General features: G+C 66.5%; 15 protein-coding genes. 5 read left to right on the top strand and 10 right to left on the bottom strand.

Translation table 11 applies throughout. From position 1 onward, the window contains the following. Positions 1 to 13: 13 nt before the first annotated feature. The gene (locus GIW81_RS11790) at positions 14 to 2,626 is read left to right on the top strand and encodes an FtsK/SpoIIIE family DNA translocase (RefSeq protein WP_154739365.1); all 2,613 of its coding nucleotides are present in this window, start codon (positions 14 to 16) and stop codon (positions 2,624 to 2,626) included. A 125-nt stretch (positions 2,627 to 2,751) separates the two neighbouring features. Beyond that, the gene (locus GIW81_RS11785) at positions 2,752 to 3,519 is read left to right on the top strand and encodes a LolA family protein (protein WP_229309151.1); all 768 of its coding nucleotides are present in this window, start codon (positions 2,752 to 2,754) and stop codon (positions 3,517 to 3,519) included. A gap of 290 nt (positions 3,520 to 3,809) precedes the next feature. Here GIW81_RS11785 and GIW81_RS18855 read toward each other — a convergent pair whose 3' ends face one another. Both GIW81_RS18855 and GIW81_RS11775 read right to left on the bottom strand, forming a co-directional pair. After that, a complete protein-coding gene (locus tag GIW81_RS18855; RefSeq protein WP_195930519.1) occupies positions 3,810 to 4,274 on the bottom strand; it encodes a Crp/Fnr family transcriptional regulator in 465 nt (154 codons plus the stop codon). Positions 4,275 to 4,489: 215 nt separating this feature from the next. Beyond that, the gene (locus tag GIW81_RS11775) at positions 4,490 to 5,176 is read right to left on the bottom strand and encodes a response regulator transcription factor (RefSeq protein WP_154739363.1); all 687 of its coding nucleotides are present in this window, start codon (positions 5,174 to 5,176) and stop codon (positions 4,490 to 4,492) included. A gap of 114 nt (positions 5,177 to 5,290) precedes the next feature. On the opposite strand from GIW81_RS11775, the gene GIW81_RS11770 reads away from it, so the two are divergent. After that, positions 5,291 to 5,839 carry a L,D-transpeptidase family protein gene (locus GIW81_RS11770; RefSeq protein WP_154739362.1) on the top strand — a complete coding sequence of 183 codons (549 nt, stop codon included), beginning with the start codon at positions 5,291 to 5,293 and terminating at the stop codon, positions 5,837 to 5,839. Between the two features lie 138 nt (positions 5,840 to 5,977). On the opposite strand, the gene GIW81_RS11765 is transcribed toward GIW81_RS11770, so the two are convergent. From GIW81_RS11765 to tesB, 3 genes are all read right to left on the bottom strand, one after another. Then, positions 5,978 to 7,300, bottom strand: a complete 1,323-nt coding sequence (locus tag GIW81_RS11765; protein WP_154739361.1) for an ammonium transporter — start codon at positions 7,298 to 7,300, stop codon at positions 5,978 to 5,980. A gap of 60 nt (positions 7,301 to 7,360) precedes the next feature. Next, complete coding sequence (locus GIW81_RS11760) at positions 7,361 to 7,699, bottom strand: P-II family nitrogen regulator (protein WP_154739360.1); 339 nt, start codon at positions 7,697 to 7,699, stop codon at positions 7,361 to 7,363. A 240-nt stretch (positions 7,700 to 7,939) separates the two neighbouring features. Beyond that, the gene (gene tesB / locus GIW81_RS11755) at positions 7,940 to 8,839 is read right to left on the bottom strand and encodes an acyl-CoA thioesterase II (protein ID WP_154739359.1); all 900 of its coding nucleotides are present in this window, start codon (positions 8,837 to 8,839) and stop codon (positions 7,940 to 7,942) included. A gap of 106 nt (positions 8,840 to 8,945) precedes the next feature. Between tesB and GIW81_RS11750 the strand changes: the two genes are divergently transcribed. Continuing rightward, entirely contained in the window at positions 8,946 to 10,181 is a 1,236-nt protein-coding gene (locus tag GIW81_RS11750) for an FAD-dependent monooxygenase (protein WP_154739358.1), read from the top strand. Here the strand turns inward: GIW81_RS11750 and rimM are convergent. The 4 genes from rimM to ffh form a co-directional block, all read right to left on the bottom strand. Next, entirely contained in the window at positions 10,178 to 10,726 is a 549-nt protein-coding gene (gene rimM / locus GIW81_RS11745; RefSeq protein ID WP_154739357.1) for a ribosome maturation factor RimM, read from the bottom strand. The genes GIW81_RS11750 and rimM overlap by 4 nt on opposite strands. A gap of 21 nt (positions 10,727 to 10,747) precedes the next feature. Next, positions 10,748 to 11,107: a hypothetical protein gene (locus tag GIW81_RS11740; protein ID WP_154739356.1), complete on the bottom strand. Its 360-nt coding sequence runs from the start codon at positions 11,105 to 11,107 to the stop codon at positions 10,748 to 10,750. A 94-nt stretch (positions 11,108 to 11,201) separates the two neighbouring features. Beyond that, positions 11,202 to 11,588 (bottom strand): 30S ribosomal protein S16, encoded by a 387-nt coding sequence (gene rpsP / locus GIW81_RS11735; RefSeq protein WP_154739355.1) that lies wholly within the window; start codon positions 11,586 to 11,588, stop codon positions 11,202 to 11,204. Between the two features lie 33 nt (positions 11,589 to 11,621). Next, complete coding sequence (gene ffh, locus GIW81_RS11730; RefSeq protein ID WP_154739354.1) at positions 11,622 to 13,205, bottom strand: signal recognition particle protein; 1,584 nt, start codon at positions 13,203 to 13,205, stop codon at positions 11,622 to 11,624. Between the two features lie 618 nt (positions 13,206 to 13,823). Between ffh and GIW81_RS11725 the strand changes: the two genes are divergently transcribed. Further along, the gene (locus GIW81_RS11725) at positions 13,824 to 14,654 is read left to right on the top strand and encodes a pentapeptide repeat-containing protein (RefSeq protein ID WP_154739353.1); all 831 of its coding nucleotides are present in this window, start codon (positions 13,824 to 13,826) and stop codon (positions 14,652 to 14,654) included. A 14-nt stretch (positions 14,655 to 14,668) separates the two neighbouring features. Here the strand turns inward: GIW81_RS11725 and GIW81_RS11720 are convergent, their stop codons facing one another. Further along, positions 14,669 to 15,820: a PQQ-dependent sugar dehydrogenase gene (locus GIW81_RS11720; RefSeq protein WP_154739352.1), complete on the bottom strand. Its 1,152-nt coding sequence runs from the start codon at positions 15,818 to 15,820 to the stop codon at positions 14,669 to 14,671. Between the last annotated feature and the right edge of the window lie 26 nt (positions 15,821 to 15,846).

The following is a 15,846-nucleotide window of genomic DNA, read 5'->3' as shown; positions in this document are numbered from 1 at the left end:
GAGTACGTTCGAAATGCCGCTCGAGTCGCAAGACCCGAGACGCCTGCTTCCGCCTGCGTTGGAAGAAAGGCTGATCGGATGGCTGATCCGCGCCGGAGGGCTGCTTGTCCTGGCTTGCGTCGCTGCAGCCTGGGCTAGCCTCCTCACCTGGTCCCAATCCGACCCCAGCCTGACGCACGCCGCCGACGGCGCCGCGACGAACGCACTGGGTTCGCTGGGCGCCATCTTCGCCGACGTACTCCTCAACACCCTCGGATTTGCCGGCGTGTTCCTGCTGCTCGCCCCGATGTTCTGGGGGCTCGAGCTGATGCTCACCGAGCGCGTCTCCGCCAATCGGAAGAAGACCAGCCTATTCCCGCTCGCCGTGCTGCTGCTCGCCGCCGGCTTTGCCGCGCTGCCGCTGTCGCCCGGCTGGCCGTTCGGGCACAGCTTCGGCGGCATCGTCGGCGACTGGGTCTACAAGCTCACCGCCACGGTCTTCGATGTCGTCGGCGCCGGCAACGCGATGCCGCTCGCCGGCCTTGCCTACTTCCTCACCGGCTTCGCGATGCTGGGATACAGCGTCGGCCTGGAGCGTGACGACCTCAACCGGTTGATCGAGCGCAGCCAGCGCATTTCACGTCGCCGCGGTGGGCTGATGCCCGAGTGGCTGGCGCAACACTTCGCCAAAGTGACCGTGGCCTTCGAGCCCGCCGCGGCAGCAGCCGCTGCCGCTCAGCGTCCGCGCTACGCCACCGACGGCGAGCCGGCGTTCGCGCCGACGCGCCGCGAACCCTTCCTTCCTGGCCCCGCCGCCTTCGAGCGTCCGAACCCGGTCATCCAGGCCGCCTTCGCGCAAGCGATCGCGCGCAAGGCCGGAACGCCAGCGGCCGCCGAAGCCCGCGACGATCTGCCCAGCGGCCGCGACATCGATTTCGACAACGATACCGACGCGGAAAGCCGCGCCATCGCTCGCCGCTTCGCACCCGCCAACGCGGAGCGCCCGCCAACACCGCAAGTCGTCGAGCTGCCCCTCGAGCACGAGGACAAGCCGGCTCCCGCGAAGTCCAAGGCGAAGCGCGGCAGCCTGTTCGCCGGGCTGGCGCAGGTGCGTGCCAGCGGTAGCTATCGCCCTCCGTCTCTCAACCTTTTGCGCCGGCCGCCGGTCTCGAAGGCCGGACCGACCTTCACCCAGTCGGTTCTGCGCGGCACGGCGCGCCTTCTCGAGGAAGTGCTCGCCGACTTCTCCATCAAGGGCGAGGTGCGCGAGATCAAGCCCGGTCCCGTCATCACCCTGTTCGAGCTCGAGCCAGCGCGCGGCACGAAGTCATCGCGCGTCGTGGCGCTCGCCGAAGACATCGCCCGGTCGCTGAGCGTCACCTCGGCGCGCGCCGCCGTGGTTCCCGGCCGCAACGTGATCGGCATCGAGCTGCCCAACGTGCGGCGCGAGACCGTTTACCTGCGCGACATCTTCGAAGCCGATGCATTCCGCACGTCCGACGCGGTGCTGCCGATGGCGCTCGGCAAGTCGATCGGCGGTGAACCGATCGTGGCCGACCTCGCGCGCATGCCGCATCTGCTCGTTGCCGGCACCACCGGCTCGGGCAAGTCCGTCGGCATCAACGCGATGGTGCTGTCATTGCTCTTCCGCCGTTCGCCGGAAGAGTGCCGCCTGCTGATGATCGACCCGAAGATGCTGGAGCTGTCTGTCTATAACGGCATTCCGCATCTGCTGACGCCGGTCGTCACCGATCCGCACAAAGCGGTCGCGGCGCTCAACTGGGCCGTCGCCGAGATGGAGGAGCGCTACAAGCGCATGGCCGCCCTGTCGGTGCGCAACATCGAGGCCTTTAACACGCGCGTCCGCAAGGCGCAGAGCCGCGGTGAGCTTCTCACGCGCACGGTGCAGACCGGCTTCGACGAGAGCACCGGCGAAGCCGTCTACGAGCAGCAAGACCTACCGGCCGATACGATGCCGTACATCGTCGTCGTCGTCGACGAGTTCGCCGACCTGATGATCGTTGCCGGCAAGGAGATCGAGGGCGCCGTGCAGCGCCTGGCGCAGATGGCGCGCGCCGCCGGCATCCACCTGATCATGGCCACGCAGCGTCCCTCGGTCGATATCGTCACCGGCACGATCAAGGCGAACTTTCCGGCACGCATCAGTTTCAAGGTCGCGTCGAAGATCGACAGTCGAACCATCCTCAACGAGCAGGGAGCCGAACAGCTCCTCGGCCACGGCGACATGCTCTACTCGCTCGGCATGGGGCAGATCGTCCGCGCCCACGGACCGTTCGTCTCCGACGAGGAGGTCGAGCGCATCACCGAGGCGCTGCGCCAGCAGGGCACGCCGCACTATGTCGACGGCATTACCGATACGCCGGCCACGACCGAAGGCGCGGCCGCGGAAGGCCGCCCGACGAGCGACGACGACCTCTACGACATGGCCGTCGCCATCGTGCTGCGCGACCGCAAGGCGTCGACCAGCTACATCCAGCGCCGCTTATCGATCGGCTACAACCGCGCCGCCGACCTGATCGAGCGGATGGAGAGCGAGGGCCTGATCGGCCCGGCGAACAGCACCGGCCGCCGCGACATCCTCATCACCGGCCGCGATGGCGCGGCCGCACGCGCCGCTGCCGGCTAGACGGGCACCCCCGCCAACATGTAGACGCATTGTTCGGCGATGAGCGCTGGCTGGGAGTTCACGCGCGCGCGCGGATATTCTATCAAAGGCAAGATTTCTGACGATTCGGGAGATCTCGGGGGCCCATGCAGGAGCTGAGAGCAGTCGCGGTTGCGGCAATGGCAACCCTTGGTCTGCTGACGGGGCCTGCGGGCGCCGCCGCCGAGGACGCCGCCAAGCCCCTGAATGTGCCGGCACCGATGCCGGCATCTCCACCCAAAGCCGGTGATCCGCCGTCTCCGGGCTCGAGCTCTGCGTGGAACGCAGAAGTCGCGCCGGCCAAGCCCGGCGAAGCCATGACGCTCAATCCCCACCAGACCGAGCTCGTGCACAAGGTCTCCAGCTACTTCAGCGAGATCAATACGTTGCAAGGCAACTTCGTGCAGACGGGTGCGGACAACAAGAAAATGAAGGGCAAGTTCTACGTCAAGCGCCCTGGCCGTTTCCGCTTCGACTATGCGCGGCCCTCGCGGCAGATCGTCGTGTCGGACGGCCACTACCTTTCCATCCAGGATCTGGACCTCAACAACGAGGACCGGGTGGCGCTCGACGACACCCCGTTCCGGCTGCTGCTGCGCTCCGACGTCGACCTCGTGCGCGACGCGAAGATCATGGAAGTGCAGGAATCGGAAGACCTTCTGGTCGTCGGGCTGGTCGACAAGAACCCCGACACCCCTGGTCAAATCAAACTGTTCCTGTCGACGAAGCCCAACCTTGAACTCAAGGAATGGGTGACCAAAGACGCCCAGGGATTGGACACCCGGGTGCAGGTCTCGGACCTGACCAAGAGCGGCGAACTCGATGCGGCGCTGTTCAAGATTCAAACCATCGGGCGCCCGATGACGATGCCCTGAACGCCAGCCACTGTGGCTGTTCGGACTCTTGGCAACAGCAGGCTGGGGAAAACCCCGGCCGCTCTGGTAACATTTTTGTGAAGTCCGGCCCCCGGCTCTATTGAACTTCGGGCCTTTGCGCTTAACTCAAGTCAGTCAGGTGGTGTCACCCTGTATCGGTAGTGCCCCCCGTCTAGCCGAAAGACATCACCTGGGGTGCCGGCTTCCCTCCCGGCACCACGCGCGAAAGCGCTCTCGACGCCCAACCCCTCCCCCCGGGGTTGGGCGTTTTTTCGTTCGGAAGGCCGGCCTCAGGCTGCAGTTGCTTCCGGCTCGGCCGCGATAGGTTTCGGCGCGGGACCCGCGAGGCGTGCGTCCACGCTGCGGAGCTCCTCGGCGAAGGCGGCCAAGCGCCGGCCAAGGTTCTCAGCCAGCCGGCCGGCCAGATCGGGATCTTCCAGCATTTGGGCGTGCAAGGCGTCGCGGGTGATGTGTACCGCCCGCACCGCCGTCCGTGCGACCACGGTGGAGCCGTAGGTGGTCTCCACCAGCATACCGGCCTCGCCCAGCAGCGAGCCGGCGATCACCGGCTCGGACCGGCCCTCAAGCTCGGGTCCGCTCACCCGTGCTGCCGTCCCTTTGATGACGAGTATGGCCGCCTCGGCAATCCCGTTCTCTTCGATGATGGTGGCGCCGGGGCTGTAGGAGACCCGATCTGCGCGGCGGGCGATGCCGGCTAACTGCAGCGGGGTGAGCCCGCGAAACAGGGGCAGCACCGCGAGGTATCCTGCAAAGAGTTCCAATGGCGACCGTTGCGTTGAGCGGCTGATCCGAACGCATGACTTGTCACCACGCCATCCACATCGCGACCGGCGCGGCGGATGCGCAGAATCTGGGGCAACTTCAATTGATTCGGAGCAGGCTACTAGGACCGGCGCACAACAGCGGCGCGCTGCATCCACATGATGTCCACTTGGGCTGTGGAGAAGTCTCAGGGCACCAGCCGATAGCCGCCGGTCTCGGTCACCAGCAGCTCGGCGCTCGAGGGGTCCTTCTCGATCTTCTGCCGCAAGCGATAGATGTGCGTCTCGAGCGTGTGCGTCGTCACGCCGGCGTTGTAGCCCCACACCTCGTGCAGGAGCGTGTCGCGCGACACGACCTTGTCGCCGGAGCGATAGAGGTACTTGAGGATCGATGTTTCCTTTTCAGTCAACCGGATCTTCGTGCCCTTGTCGTTGATGAGCAGCTTGGAGGCCGGCTTGAACGTATACGGCCCGATCGCGAATACGGCGTCCTCGCTCTGCTCGTGCTGACGCAGCTGCGCGCGGATGCGCGCCAACAGCACGGCGAACTTGAACGGCTTGGTGACGTAATCGTTGGCGCCGGCGTCGAGGCCGAGGATCTGGTCGGCGTCGGACACGTTGCCCGTCAGCATGACGATCGGCGTCTTGAAGCCGGACTTGCGCAACAGGCGAACCGCCTCACGTCCGTCCATGTCGGGCAACGACACGTCGAAGACGACGAGGTCGTAGTGGTCGGATTTGGCGAGCTCCATGCCCTTCGACGCGGTGCCGATGGTCTGCACCTCGAACTCGTCATGAAGGATGAGCTGGTCCTTGAGGGTTTCGCGCAGCTCCTCATCATCGTCGACGATGAGGACGCGTCGGGCAGTGCTCATATTCGTATCTTGCTCCCGCTCGGATACTGCCGGAGAGGCTGCAAAGTCCTTGGCCGCGGCCCATGCCGGCTTTATCTGACGGGAAGCGAATAGCACGCGCGCCGGGAACCTCCAATGAAGACCCAGGGTGGCAGCCCCCAGCAGGCCCCTAAAATCGTCGTGAGAAGCCTATCGGCGGGGGCCACCCGCGGCGTGGTCAGCTACGGCAACCTGCGCTTCCCGTGCGCTCTGGGCCGGACCGGTCGGCGCTCCGGCAAGCGAGAGGGGGACGGCGCCACCCCGACCGGCGATTTTCCACTGCGGTCAGCCTATTATCGGCCGGACCGCTTGCGCCGGCCGCAGACGCGGCTGAGCCTCACGCCGCTGCGCCCGGGCGACGGCTGGTGCGATACCACCCAAGATCGCAACTACAACCGCCCCGTTCGCCATCCCTATCCGGTGAGCGCCGAGGAGATGTGGCGTGCTGACGGGCTCTACGACCTCGTCGTCGTGATGGGCTACAACGACCGTCCGCGTGTGAAGGGTCGCGGCAGCGCCGTGTTCATGCACGTTGCGCGGCCGGGCATGTTGCCGACGGAAGGATGCGTCGCGCTCGCTCGCCCGCACCTCGAGCGCCTGCTGCAGGCGGTGAAGCGCAACGCCGTCGTCAGCGTGCGCCCTTAGCAGCGATCATCTGAGAAAATAAAAAACGGCCCGGAATGCCGAAGCACCGGGCCGAGTTTAGAGCGCGCCTAGGGGAAGGCGCACGCTCGGGAGAAGACGCAGGCCGCGCGCCGTGAGAGCGCGCGGCCTGCAGGAGCCTTACTGAACGGACTCGCCGTGCAGCGCGACGTCGAGGCCTTCGACCTCGGCGGCCTCGCTGACGCGAATGCCGATCGTGAACTTCAGGACCATCAGGATGACGAAGGTGGCGATGGCGCACCAGGCAACGGTGGCGAGGACGCCGTACACCTGGATCGGAACCTGCGCGAAGTTGCCCTCGAGCAGACCGGCCTTGCCGCCGTAGGCCTCAGCGGCAAACACACCCGTCAGGATGGCGCCGATGATGCCGCCCACGCCGTGGACGCCGAAGACGTCGAGGCTGTCGTCGTAGCCCAGCATCTTCTTCACGCCCGTGGAGCAGATGTAGCAGCCGACGCCGGCAGCCGCGCCGATGACCAGCGCGCCCTTCGGATCGACGAAGCCGCAAGCCGGCGTGATGGCAACGAGACCGGCGATGGCGCCGGAAGCGATGCCGAGCAGGCTCGGCTTACCGTGGACGAGCCACTCGGAGAACATCCAAGCGAGCGCCGCCATGGCGGTGGCAACCTGCGTCGTCATCATGGCGACACCGGCAGTCGAGTTGGCAGCGACAGCCGAGCCGGCGTTGAAGCCGAACCAGCCGACCCACAGCAGCGAGGCGCCGATGAGCGTCAGAACGAGGTTGAACGGAGCCATGCTCTCGGTGCCGTAGCCAGTGCGGCGGCCAAGAACCAGGGCGGCCACAAGACCGGCGATACCGGCGTTGATGTGAACGACCGTGCCGCCGGCGAAGTCGAGAACGCCGTCGGCCGAGAGGAAGCCGCCGCCCCACACCCAGTGGCAGACCGGGATGTAAACGAGAAGCATCCAGGCGGCCATGAAGATCAGGAGGGCCGAGAACTTCATGCGATCGACGATCGAGCCGATGATCAGCGCCGGAGTGATGATGGCGAAGGTCATCTGGAAGCAGACGAACACCAATTCGGGGATCGTGCCCGTCAGGCTATCCTTGCCGACGCCGGCGAGGAGGAGTTTGTCGAGACCGCCGATGTAAGGCTGGTAGCCTTCATTGGCGTTGGTGGTGAAGGCCAGCGAGTAGCCTACGACCATGTAGATGACCGACAGAAGGCAGATGGTGGCGAACGTCGCCATGAGCACCGACAGCACGTTCTTCTTGCGGACCATGCCGCCGTAGAACAGTGCCAGGCCGGGGATGGCCATCATGAGCACGAGACAGGTGGAGGCGAGCATCCACGCCGTGTCGCCAGAGTTGAGCGTCGGCGGCGGTGCGTCCTGTGCCAGCGACGGAAGTGCAGATCCGGCGTAGAGTGCAGCCGCCGCGGACGCGGTTGCTGCCAGCTTTCTTAGTCCGTTGAAGTTCATCCTGAAACTCCCCTTCCCTTCCAGTAGTACTTGGACCGTGTCCTGACGGACTAAGCCCGCTTAAAGCGCGTTGTCGTCTGCTTCACCGGTGCGGATGCGAACGGTGTGCTCGATTGGAGAGACGAAAATCTTTCCGTCGCCGATCTGGCCGGTCTTGGCTGCGCGCTGGATTGCCTCCAACGCTTTGTCGACTTGGGCCGACGGAACGACCACCTCCACCTTGATCTTGGGCAGAAAGCTCACGGCGTACTCGGCGCCGCGATAGATCTCGGTGTGTCCCTTCTGGCGTCCGTAGCCCTTCACTTCCGTGACCGTCATTCCCTGCAAGCCGATGTCGGTCAGCGCGGTGCGGACCTCCTCGAGCTTGAAGGGTTTGATGATTGCCGTGATCAACTTCATGCAGTCCCTCTCCCCTGACGCGTCCGCCGCTGCGACGGCCGACATTTCGTCTTCGTTTTGGCTCCGCCCCGGTGGTCCGGGCGCGATTGCCGTGTAAGACGGAGTCAAGACCCGTGCCAGTTTGACGATGCCTAAACAACCAATTGGATTCGTTGGAGAAAGTCTGCCAACAATTCAGGCGACCGCCTGCTGGGCGCCGTATATCTGCCTATCTGATGGGCATTTGTTGGCGAGTGCCCATCAATTGGGCACGAATGCCGAGCGGCGCTGCCGCATCAGGCCCTCTTGCACCACGGAGGCGATCAGCGTGCCCTCCTGCGTAAAGATGCTGCCCCGACAAAAGCCCCGCGCTCCGTAGGCATTGGGGCTGTCCTGCACATACAGGAGCCACTCATCGGCGCGGAACGGCCGGTGGTACCAAAGTGCGTGGTCGAGGCTGGCGAGTTGTACGTCCGCATCGAACAACAGCTTGCCGTGGGCAATCAGCGCCGTGTCGAGCAGCGTGAAGTCCGAGGCGTAGGCAAGCACCGCCTGGTGGATGGCCGGGTCGTCGGGCAGCTTGCCGTTGGCCCTGATCCAAATGTGTTGCAGGGGGGCCTTCTTGTCGCGGGTGAGGTAGCGCGACACGTCGACGACGCGCATGTCGATGGGGCGCTCGCGGCTCCAGTAGCTGCGCATCGACTGTGGTAGGGCATCGATGAGCCCGGCGATGAGATCCTTGGGGTTGGGGAGCTCCTCCGGCTGGGGAACCTTGGGCATTTCCGACTGGTGGTCAAAGCCCGGCTCCGCCTTGTGAAACGAGCTGCTCATCGAGAAGATCGGCCGCCCGTGCTGGATCGCCTTCACGCGGCGCGTGGTGAAGCTGCCGCCGTCGCGGATGCGCTCGACGTCGTAGACGATAGGCCGCGAGGGGTCGCCGGCGAGCAGGAAATAGCCGTGCAGCGAATGGACCGAGCGCTCCGCGTCGACGGTGCGGGCGGCGGCCATCAGCGCCTGGCCGAGAACTTGCCCGCCGAACACCCGCTGCCAACCCTCGTTGCCCCGCGCGCCCAGGAACAGGTTGTCCTCCAACCGCTCGAGGTCGAGCGTGGCGAGGAGCGCGTCGAGCGCGCTCTGCGGCGCGGGATTGTCGTCTGGCATCGGGCCTCGCGGTTCAGAGGTGGCAGGCTGGGCACGGGTGGCGTAGGTTAGCGCGCCGTAAGGCGCTCTTCAGCCTCGCAAATTAGCCTAGATCCCCTGACGAGAGATGACGCAAGAAGCCGCCCGCTATGATGTCGCAATCTCCGGCGCGAGCTTCGCCGGGCTGGCGCTTGCCGGCGCGCTGAGCGATGCGCTCGGGCCCGAGCTCAGGGTCGCCGTCATCGATCGCGCCGCGCCGGCTTCCATGCCCGCCGATGCCCGCGCCTTCGCGCTGTCGGCGGCGTCGCGGCACCTGCTGGAAGCGATGGGGGTCTGGCCGGCGATCGCACCTGAAGCCCAGCCGGTCGAGGGCATCGACATCACCGACACGAGCCTCGACTCCGGGGTGCGTCCGGTGCTCCTCAGCTATGACAACGCCACCACCGCCGGCGAGCCCGCCACGCACATCGTGCCGGTCGGGCCGCTCACCGCCGCGCTGCAGGCAAAGGCGAAGAACCATCCTTCGATCGCCCTGCTGGCGCCCGCCGAAGCGACCGGCTTCACCGCGGACGACACCGGCGCGCGCATTACGCTCGCTGACGGGCGCACGATCACCAGCTCACTGGTCGTCGCCGCCGACGGGCGCAAGTCGCCGCTGCGCGACGCCGCCGGCGTCAAGGTCATCGGCTGGGCCTACCCGCAGACGGGCATCGTCACCACCGTCCGCCACGAGCGTCCGCACGGCGCCCGCGCCGTGCAGCACTTCCTGCCGAACGGCCCGTTCGCCATCCTGCCGCTCACGGGCAACCGCGCCTGCATCACCTGGACGGAGGACGCGGGCGAGGCGAAACGGATCATGGCGCTCGACGACGCTGGCTTTCTGGCGGAGATCGACAAGCGGTTCGGCGGTAAGCTCGGCGCGATCGCGCTCGACGGACCGCGGCAATCGTGGCCGCTGCAATTGCATCTCGCCCGCCGCTACGTCGCGCCGCGTTTCGCGCTCGTCGGCGACGCGGCGCACGGCGTGCATCCGCTGGCGGGGCAGGGGCTCAATCTGGCATTCCGCGATGTCGCCGCGCTGGTGGAGGTGGTCGCCGACGCGGTGCGTCTGGGGTTCGAGGCGGGCGACGCGCAGGCCCTCGCGCGCTACGAACGCTGGCGGCGCTTCGACTCGGCCGTCTCCGCCGCGACGTTCGACGGCATCAACCGGTTGTTTGCCAGCGATGTCCCGCTGCTGCGCTCGGTACGCGAGGTGGGGCTCGGCGTCGTCGACCGCATCCCGGCGCTGAAGCGGTTCTTCGTCAGCGAGGCGGCGGGCCTGACAGGCGAGGTCCCACGCCTCCTCAAGGGCGAGCCGGCCTAGTCGGGTTCATCCTCGGCAGCGGCGTCGTCAGCATCGGCGTCATATACCGGCACCACCACGACGACGCGCCCGCCCGCCACGTCGACGACCGGAACGAACGCGTCGGTGAACGGAATCAGCTCGGTCGCGCGTTGGCCCTCGAGCCGCACCTCTAGAAGATCTCCGGCGCCGTAGTTCTGCACCGCCACGACCTGGCCGATGCGCTCGCCGGCTTCGTTGTCGGCGCGCAGGCCGGCAAGATCCTCGTAGTAGAACTCGCCTTCCTCCGGCTCGGGCAGTTGTCCGCGTTGAGCGTACAGCGCCGTGCCGCGCAGCGCTTCCGCCCCGTTGCGGTCGGCAACGCCCGCGACGCGCGCGATGACGCCGCCTTTCGGCGTCGTGCGCACCAGCTTGATATCGAGGTTCCGACCATCCTCGGTAGCGAGAGGCCCGTAGGCGGCGATGTCCTCGGCCGCGCCCGTGAAGCTGTCGATGACGACCTCTCCGCGGATGCCGTGCGCCGAGACGATGCGGCCAAGGAGTATGCGCTGAGGGTTTCCGCTCATCACCAGCCGTTGATCGCCAAGTCAGTTTGGCAGCGGTCCAAGATACCTGATCTGCACCCCGACCGGCGCGCCGGCAATCTGGATGAAGGCCGTCGTGTCGGCCGCCGATCCGGAGAACGCGCCGGCGATGTCCAACGTGGCGCCCGTTGCCCCGGCGGAAAAACCGGTGACGAGCACGCCGTCGGGTGGCACGTCGAGGCGCAGGCGCACCCTATTGAGCTGGCGCGCCGCGTCGAACTCGTAGGTGCCGGTGAACACCGCCCCCAGCGGGTCGGAGCCCAGCACCTTGCCATCGCGCAGAACCGCGAGCCCGCTGCCGTCAGCCGGCTCGCCGTCGTGCGATGCCGCAAAACGCAACCCGTAGATACCGTCCTCGAGCATGTCGGTCCCCCTCGGCGAGGCCGATGCCCCGCGCGAGGAGAATTTGACACGGCAGGATTGAACGCCGGGTTAGCGGCACGCGCCGATTGCGGCCTTACTCGGCGGCGGGCTCGGCGGCGGCAGCAGCGGCGGCCTCGGCAGCCTTCTTCGCCTTCTCGGCCTGCGCCGCCTCGCGCTCCAGGCGCTTCTTCTTCGGCTTCGACTTCTCGGGGTTGTTCGAGGCCGTGCGCTTCATCAGCCCGGCGGCGTCGAGCAGGCGGGCGACGCGGTCCGTCGGCTGGGCGCCGACCGAGAGCCAGTACTTGCAGCGCTCGAGCTCGAGCTTCACGCGCGTCTCGTCGTCCTTCTTGAGCATCGGGTTGAAGGTACCGATCTGCTCGATGTAGCGGCCGTCGCGGGGCGAGGCCGTGTTGGCGACGACGACGTAGTAGTAGGGGCGCTTCTTGGCGCCGCCGCGCGACAGGCGGATCTTCACGGACATTGCTTCATTCCTTCAGTCAGTTGTTATCAAGATTCACTTCTTCTTTCCCGGCAAGCCGGGGAATTTCGGTAGGCCGGCGCCGCCCAGGCCAGGAAGGCCGGAGCCGAGGCCGGGGAGCCTCGTCAGCATGCCTCCGGGAAAACCGGGCATGCCTTTGCCCGGCGGCCCCTTGGGCAGCGCGTCTTTCAAATCTTGCGGCAGTTGCTCGAGCGCTTTCGGATCGAGCCTGGCGAGCTCGTCCTGCATCGCTGCCATCTCGGCTTCGCTCGGCGCGGCACCGCGGCCGGGACCGCCGACGAGGCGATTGAGCATGCCTTTGTTGCGGCCGAGGCTCTTCATCATGTCCGCCATCTGCCGGTGCATTTTGACGAGCTTGTTGACGTCCTCGACCTTGGTGCCGGAACCTGCCGCGATGCGCCGCTTGCGGCGCGCGTCGAGCACCTTCGGGTTGCGGCGCTCCTGCGGCGTCATCGACGTGATGATCGCGTGCTGACGCTTGAGGATGCCGTCGTCGAGGTTCGCGTCGGCGATCTGCGCTTTGATCTTGCCCATACCGGGCATCATGCCGAGCACGCCCGACATGCCGCCGATGCGCTGCATCTGTTTGAGCTGCTCGGCCATGTCGTCGAGATCGAAGATGCCCTTCTTCATCTTCTCGGCGATCTTCGTCGCCTTCTCGGCGTCGATGGTCTGCGCCGCCTTCTCGACGAGCGTGACGACGTCGCCCATGCCGAGGATGCGCGAGGCGACCCGGGCCGGATGGAAGTCCTCCAGGGCGTCCCACTTCTCGCCGACGCCGAGCAGCTTGATTGGCTTGCCGGTGACGGCGCGCATCGACAGCGCGGCGCCGCCGCGTGCATCGCCGTCGGCGCGCGTCAGCACGATACCGGTGATTCCGATGCGTTCGTCGAACGCCTTGGCGACGTTGACCGCGTCCTGGCCGGTCAAGCTGTCGGCGACGAGCAACGTCTCGTGCGGGCGCGCGATGTCGCGCACCTCGACGGATTCGCGCATCAGCTCTTCGTCGATATGGATGCGGCCGGCGGTGTCGAGCAGCACCACGTCGTAGCCGCCGAGCCTGGCGGCATCGACGGCGCGCTTGGCGATCTGCTGCGGCGTCTGCCCGGCGACGATCGGCAGCGTGTCGACACTCGTCTGCTCGCCGAGCACGCGGAGCTGCTCCTGCGCCGCCGGACGGCGCACGTCGAGCGATGCCATCAGCACTTTCTTCTTGTCGCGGTCGGTGAGCCGCTTGGCGATCTTAGCCGTCGTCGTCGTCTTGCCAGAGCCCTGCAGGCCGACCATCATGATGGCCACCGGCGGCGTGGCGTGGAGGTCGATCGTCGACCCCTCGGAGCCGAGCATGGCGACAAGCTCGTCGTTGACGATCTTGATGACCATCTGGCCGGGAGTGATCGAGCGCAGCACTTCCTGGCCGATCGCCTTGGCCTTCACCTTGTCGATGAAGTCGCGCACGACATCGAGCGCCACGTCGGCCTCGAGCAGGGCGCGGCGCACTTCGCGCATCGCCTCGCCGACATCGCTCTCGGTGAGCGCGCCGCGACGCGTCAGCTTGTCGAGAATGCCGGACAGGCGATCTGACAGCGATTGGAACATGCTCTTCCTTCACCGGCGCTGCGGGAGATCCACAGGCGCAAACGAAAATCGCACCCGCGGGCGCAACGCGCTGGCGGGTGTTGACCTCCCGGCCTCGACGCCTAAGGCGCGGGCAGGGCGGCGGCTCTGAAGTCAGGGCCGTCGTGATTGGGGCGGACAATGCCCGTAGGGGCTAGGACGTGTCAACCTTGGGCAATCCGGGGGCCCTGAACCGGCTTAGGCACGGGCTGCGGCGCGCGCCCGGGCTATGGCCCTGACCCGGCGGCGCTGCTGGCGACGCCATTTGCGGGCGATCCGGTAAACCCGGCGCAGGGCGCGGCGCTCCGGCGGGGTGAGGCAAATGCAGCCCCCGCAGTGGCAGGGTCGCGGCGCGACGAAGGACAGCAGCAGGAGCCGGCGGCTCGGGCGGGAAAGCGGGGCGTAGGCTGTGTCGGTCATGGCAGCGCTCATTGGATGGGCCGGGGCTAGCCCCGGCGATTATCCTCAAGTCGCAGCATTCCGCCAGGGTTCCGAAAAATCGGGCAGCCGTTTGTCACGGACTGCTTACCGGTGCAGTGGCAGCGACATTGTCAAAGGCTCGAGTGCAGGCGATGGTTCGGCATTGATGGAGGCCAGACAATGCGCAGGCGCAACGGATTAGGCTGCCGGCAGACGGGGCTCGCGGTTCTCGTGGCGCTGCCGCTGCTCGCTGCCGACTCTCCCGGGTGGGCCGCCGATCTGACGACGCGCGAGGTGGTGAGCGCGCTGTTCAAGGCCGCGCCCGGCTCGGCGCCGGACCTATCGGGCAAGGACTTGCGCCGGCTCGACCTCGCGGGCGTCGATTTCAAGGGTGCCAATCTCGCGCGAGCGACGCTGTTCGGCTCGGATCTCGCCGGCGCCAATCTAGCCAAAGCCAACTTGGCCGGCGCCGTGCTCGACCGCGTCACCATCACGAAGACCAACTTCGCCGATGCCAACCTGGCTCAGGCGACGATTCTGCGGCCAAACATCTTCTCGTCGCTCGAGGCCGCGAGCAGCGAGGTGCCGACGTTCGCTGGCGCGCGTCTTGCGGGTTCGCACCTGAGCGGACGGTTCGACCTCGTGAACTTCCGGGGCGCCGATCTCACCGGCGCACGCTTCGGGCCGAAGGACCCGCGCAGCGAAGAACTGATTACAGGCCGCGCGGAGCTCACCGGCAGTGATTTTTCCGCTGCGATCCTGCGCGATGCGAACCTGAGCCGCAGCGTCGCCAAGTATGCCAAGTTCACGCGCGCCGATCTGCGCGGAGCAAATCTTGCCCACGCCAACGTCAAAGGCGCGGATTTCACCGGTGCGGATCTGGCAGGCGCCGACTTCACCGGCGCCGTGCTCGAGGGGGCCAATTTCACGAATGCTCGCGGCCTCGACCGCGCACGCGGTCTGCAGCAGGGCTTCAGCGGCGACAACTCGACCACGCCGTCGAATAACTGACGCGCCGGCCTAGTTCACTGTTCCGGCGTGACGCGCAACACCTCGCCCGAGTCGTCGGTTAGCAGCCATAGCGCGCCATCGGGGCCCTGCCTGACATCGCGGATGCGCTTACCCTGATCATCGAGCAGCGTCTCGGCAGCAACGACCTCGTCGCCTTCGAGCACGAGTCGCTGCACTTGCGTGCCGGCGAGCCCGCCAACGAAGGCGTTACCCTTCCAGTCAGGAAACAGATCGCCGTCATAGAATGCGAGGCCGGACGTGGCGATCGACGGCACCCAATAGTAGACCGCCGGCTCCATGCCTGCCTTTTCGCTGCCTTCGCCGATCTTCTCGCCCGAATAGTCGATGCCGTAGGTGATGACCGGCCAACCGTAGTTCTTTCCGGCCTCGGGATGGTTCAGCTCGTCGCCGCCCTGCGCGCCGTGCTCCACGACGTAGAGCGTTCCGGTCTCAGGCCGTAACGCCGCGCCCTGCATATTGCGGTGGCCGATCGACCAAACCTCGGGCGCCCAGCCTTCGAGCTTCGGATTGTCCGAAGGAATCGTCCCATCGGCGTTGATGCGGATAACCTTGCCGATGTCGTTTGCCGGATTTTGCGATTGATCGCGCAGGACGTTGCGCTCGCCTGTCGTCACGAACAGCGTGCCGTCCTTCGCCCAGACGAGGCGCGAGCCGAAGTGATGGGCGCTCTTCGCGGCAGGCTCTTGCCGAAAGATCACCTTGACGTCCTCGAGCTTGCCGCCGTCGCCGTCGAACACGAGTTTGGCGCGCGCCACGGTCGTGCCGTTCTTGCCCTCGTCGCGCGGCTCGCCGTACGAGAAATAGATGATATGGCTCTTGGCGAAGTCGGGAGCCAACAGAACGTCGAGCAGGCCACCCTGACCTTCCGCCGCAACCTCGGGAACGCCCGCAAGCGGCGGAGACAGCCTGCCATCCTTGGTGACGATGCGCATGCGGCCGGGCCGCTCGGTTACCAACAGACGGCCGTCGGGGAGAAACTGCATGCCCCAGGGGTGCTCGAGCCCAGAGGCGAAGGTTTCGACCTTGATTTTGCTGGGCTTCGCTGGAGCAGGCGCGTCGGTGATGACGGCCAATGCCGGCTGCGCCGCGGTACAGAAGCCGACGATGATCAAAAACACGAAGCTCCTTAGGGCGTTGCTCGTCATCCGCTGTTTCTCCGTTCGATTGTCTT

Source organism: Hyphomicrobium album, from assembly GCF_009708035.1.
Taxonomy (GTDB): domain Bacteria; phylum Pseudomonadota; class Alphaproteobacteria; order Rhizobiales; family Hyphomicrobiaceae; genus Hyphomicrobium_A; species Hyphomicrobium_A album.
Note: the sequence above shows the minus strand (reverse complement) of the source record. Positions and strands in the feature narration are given on the sequence as shown.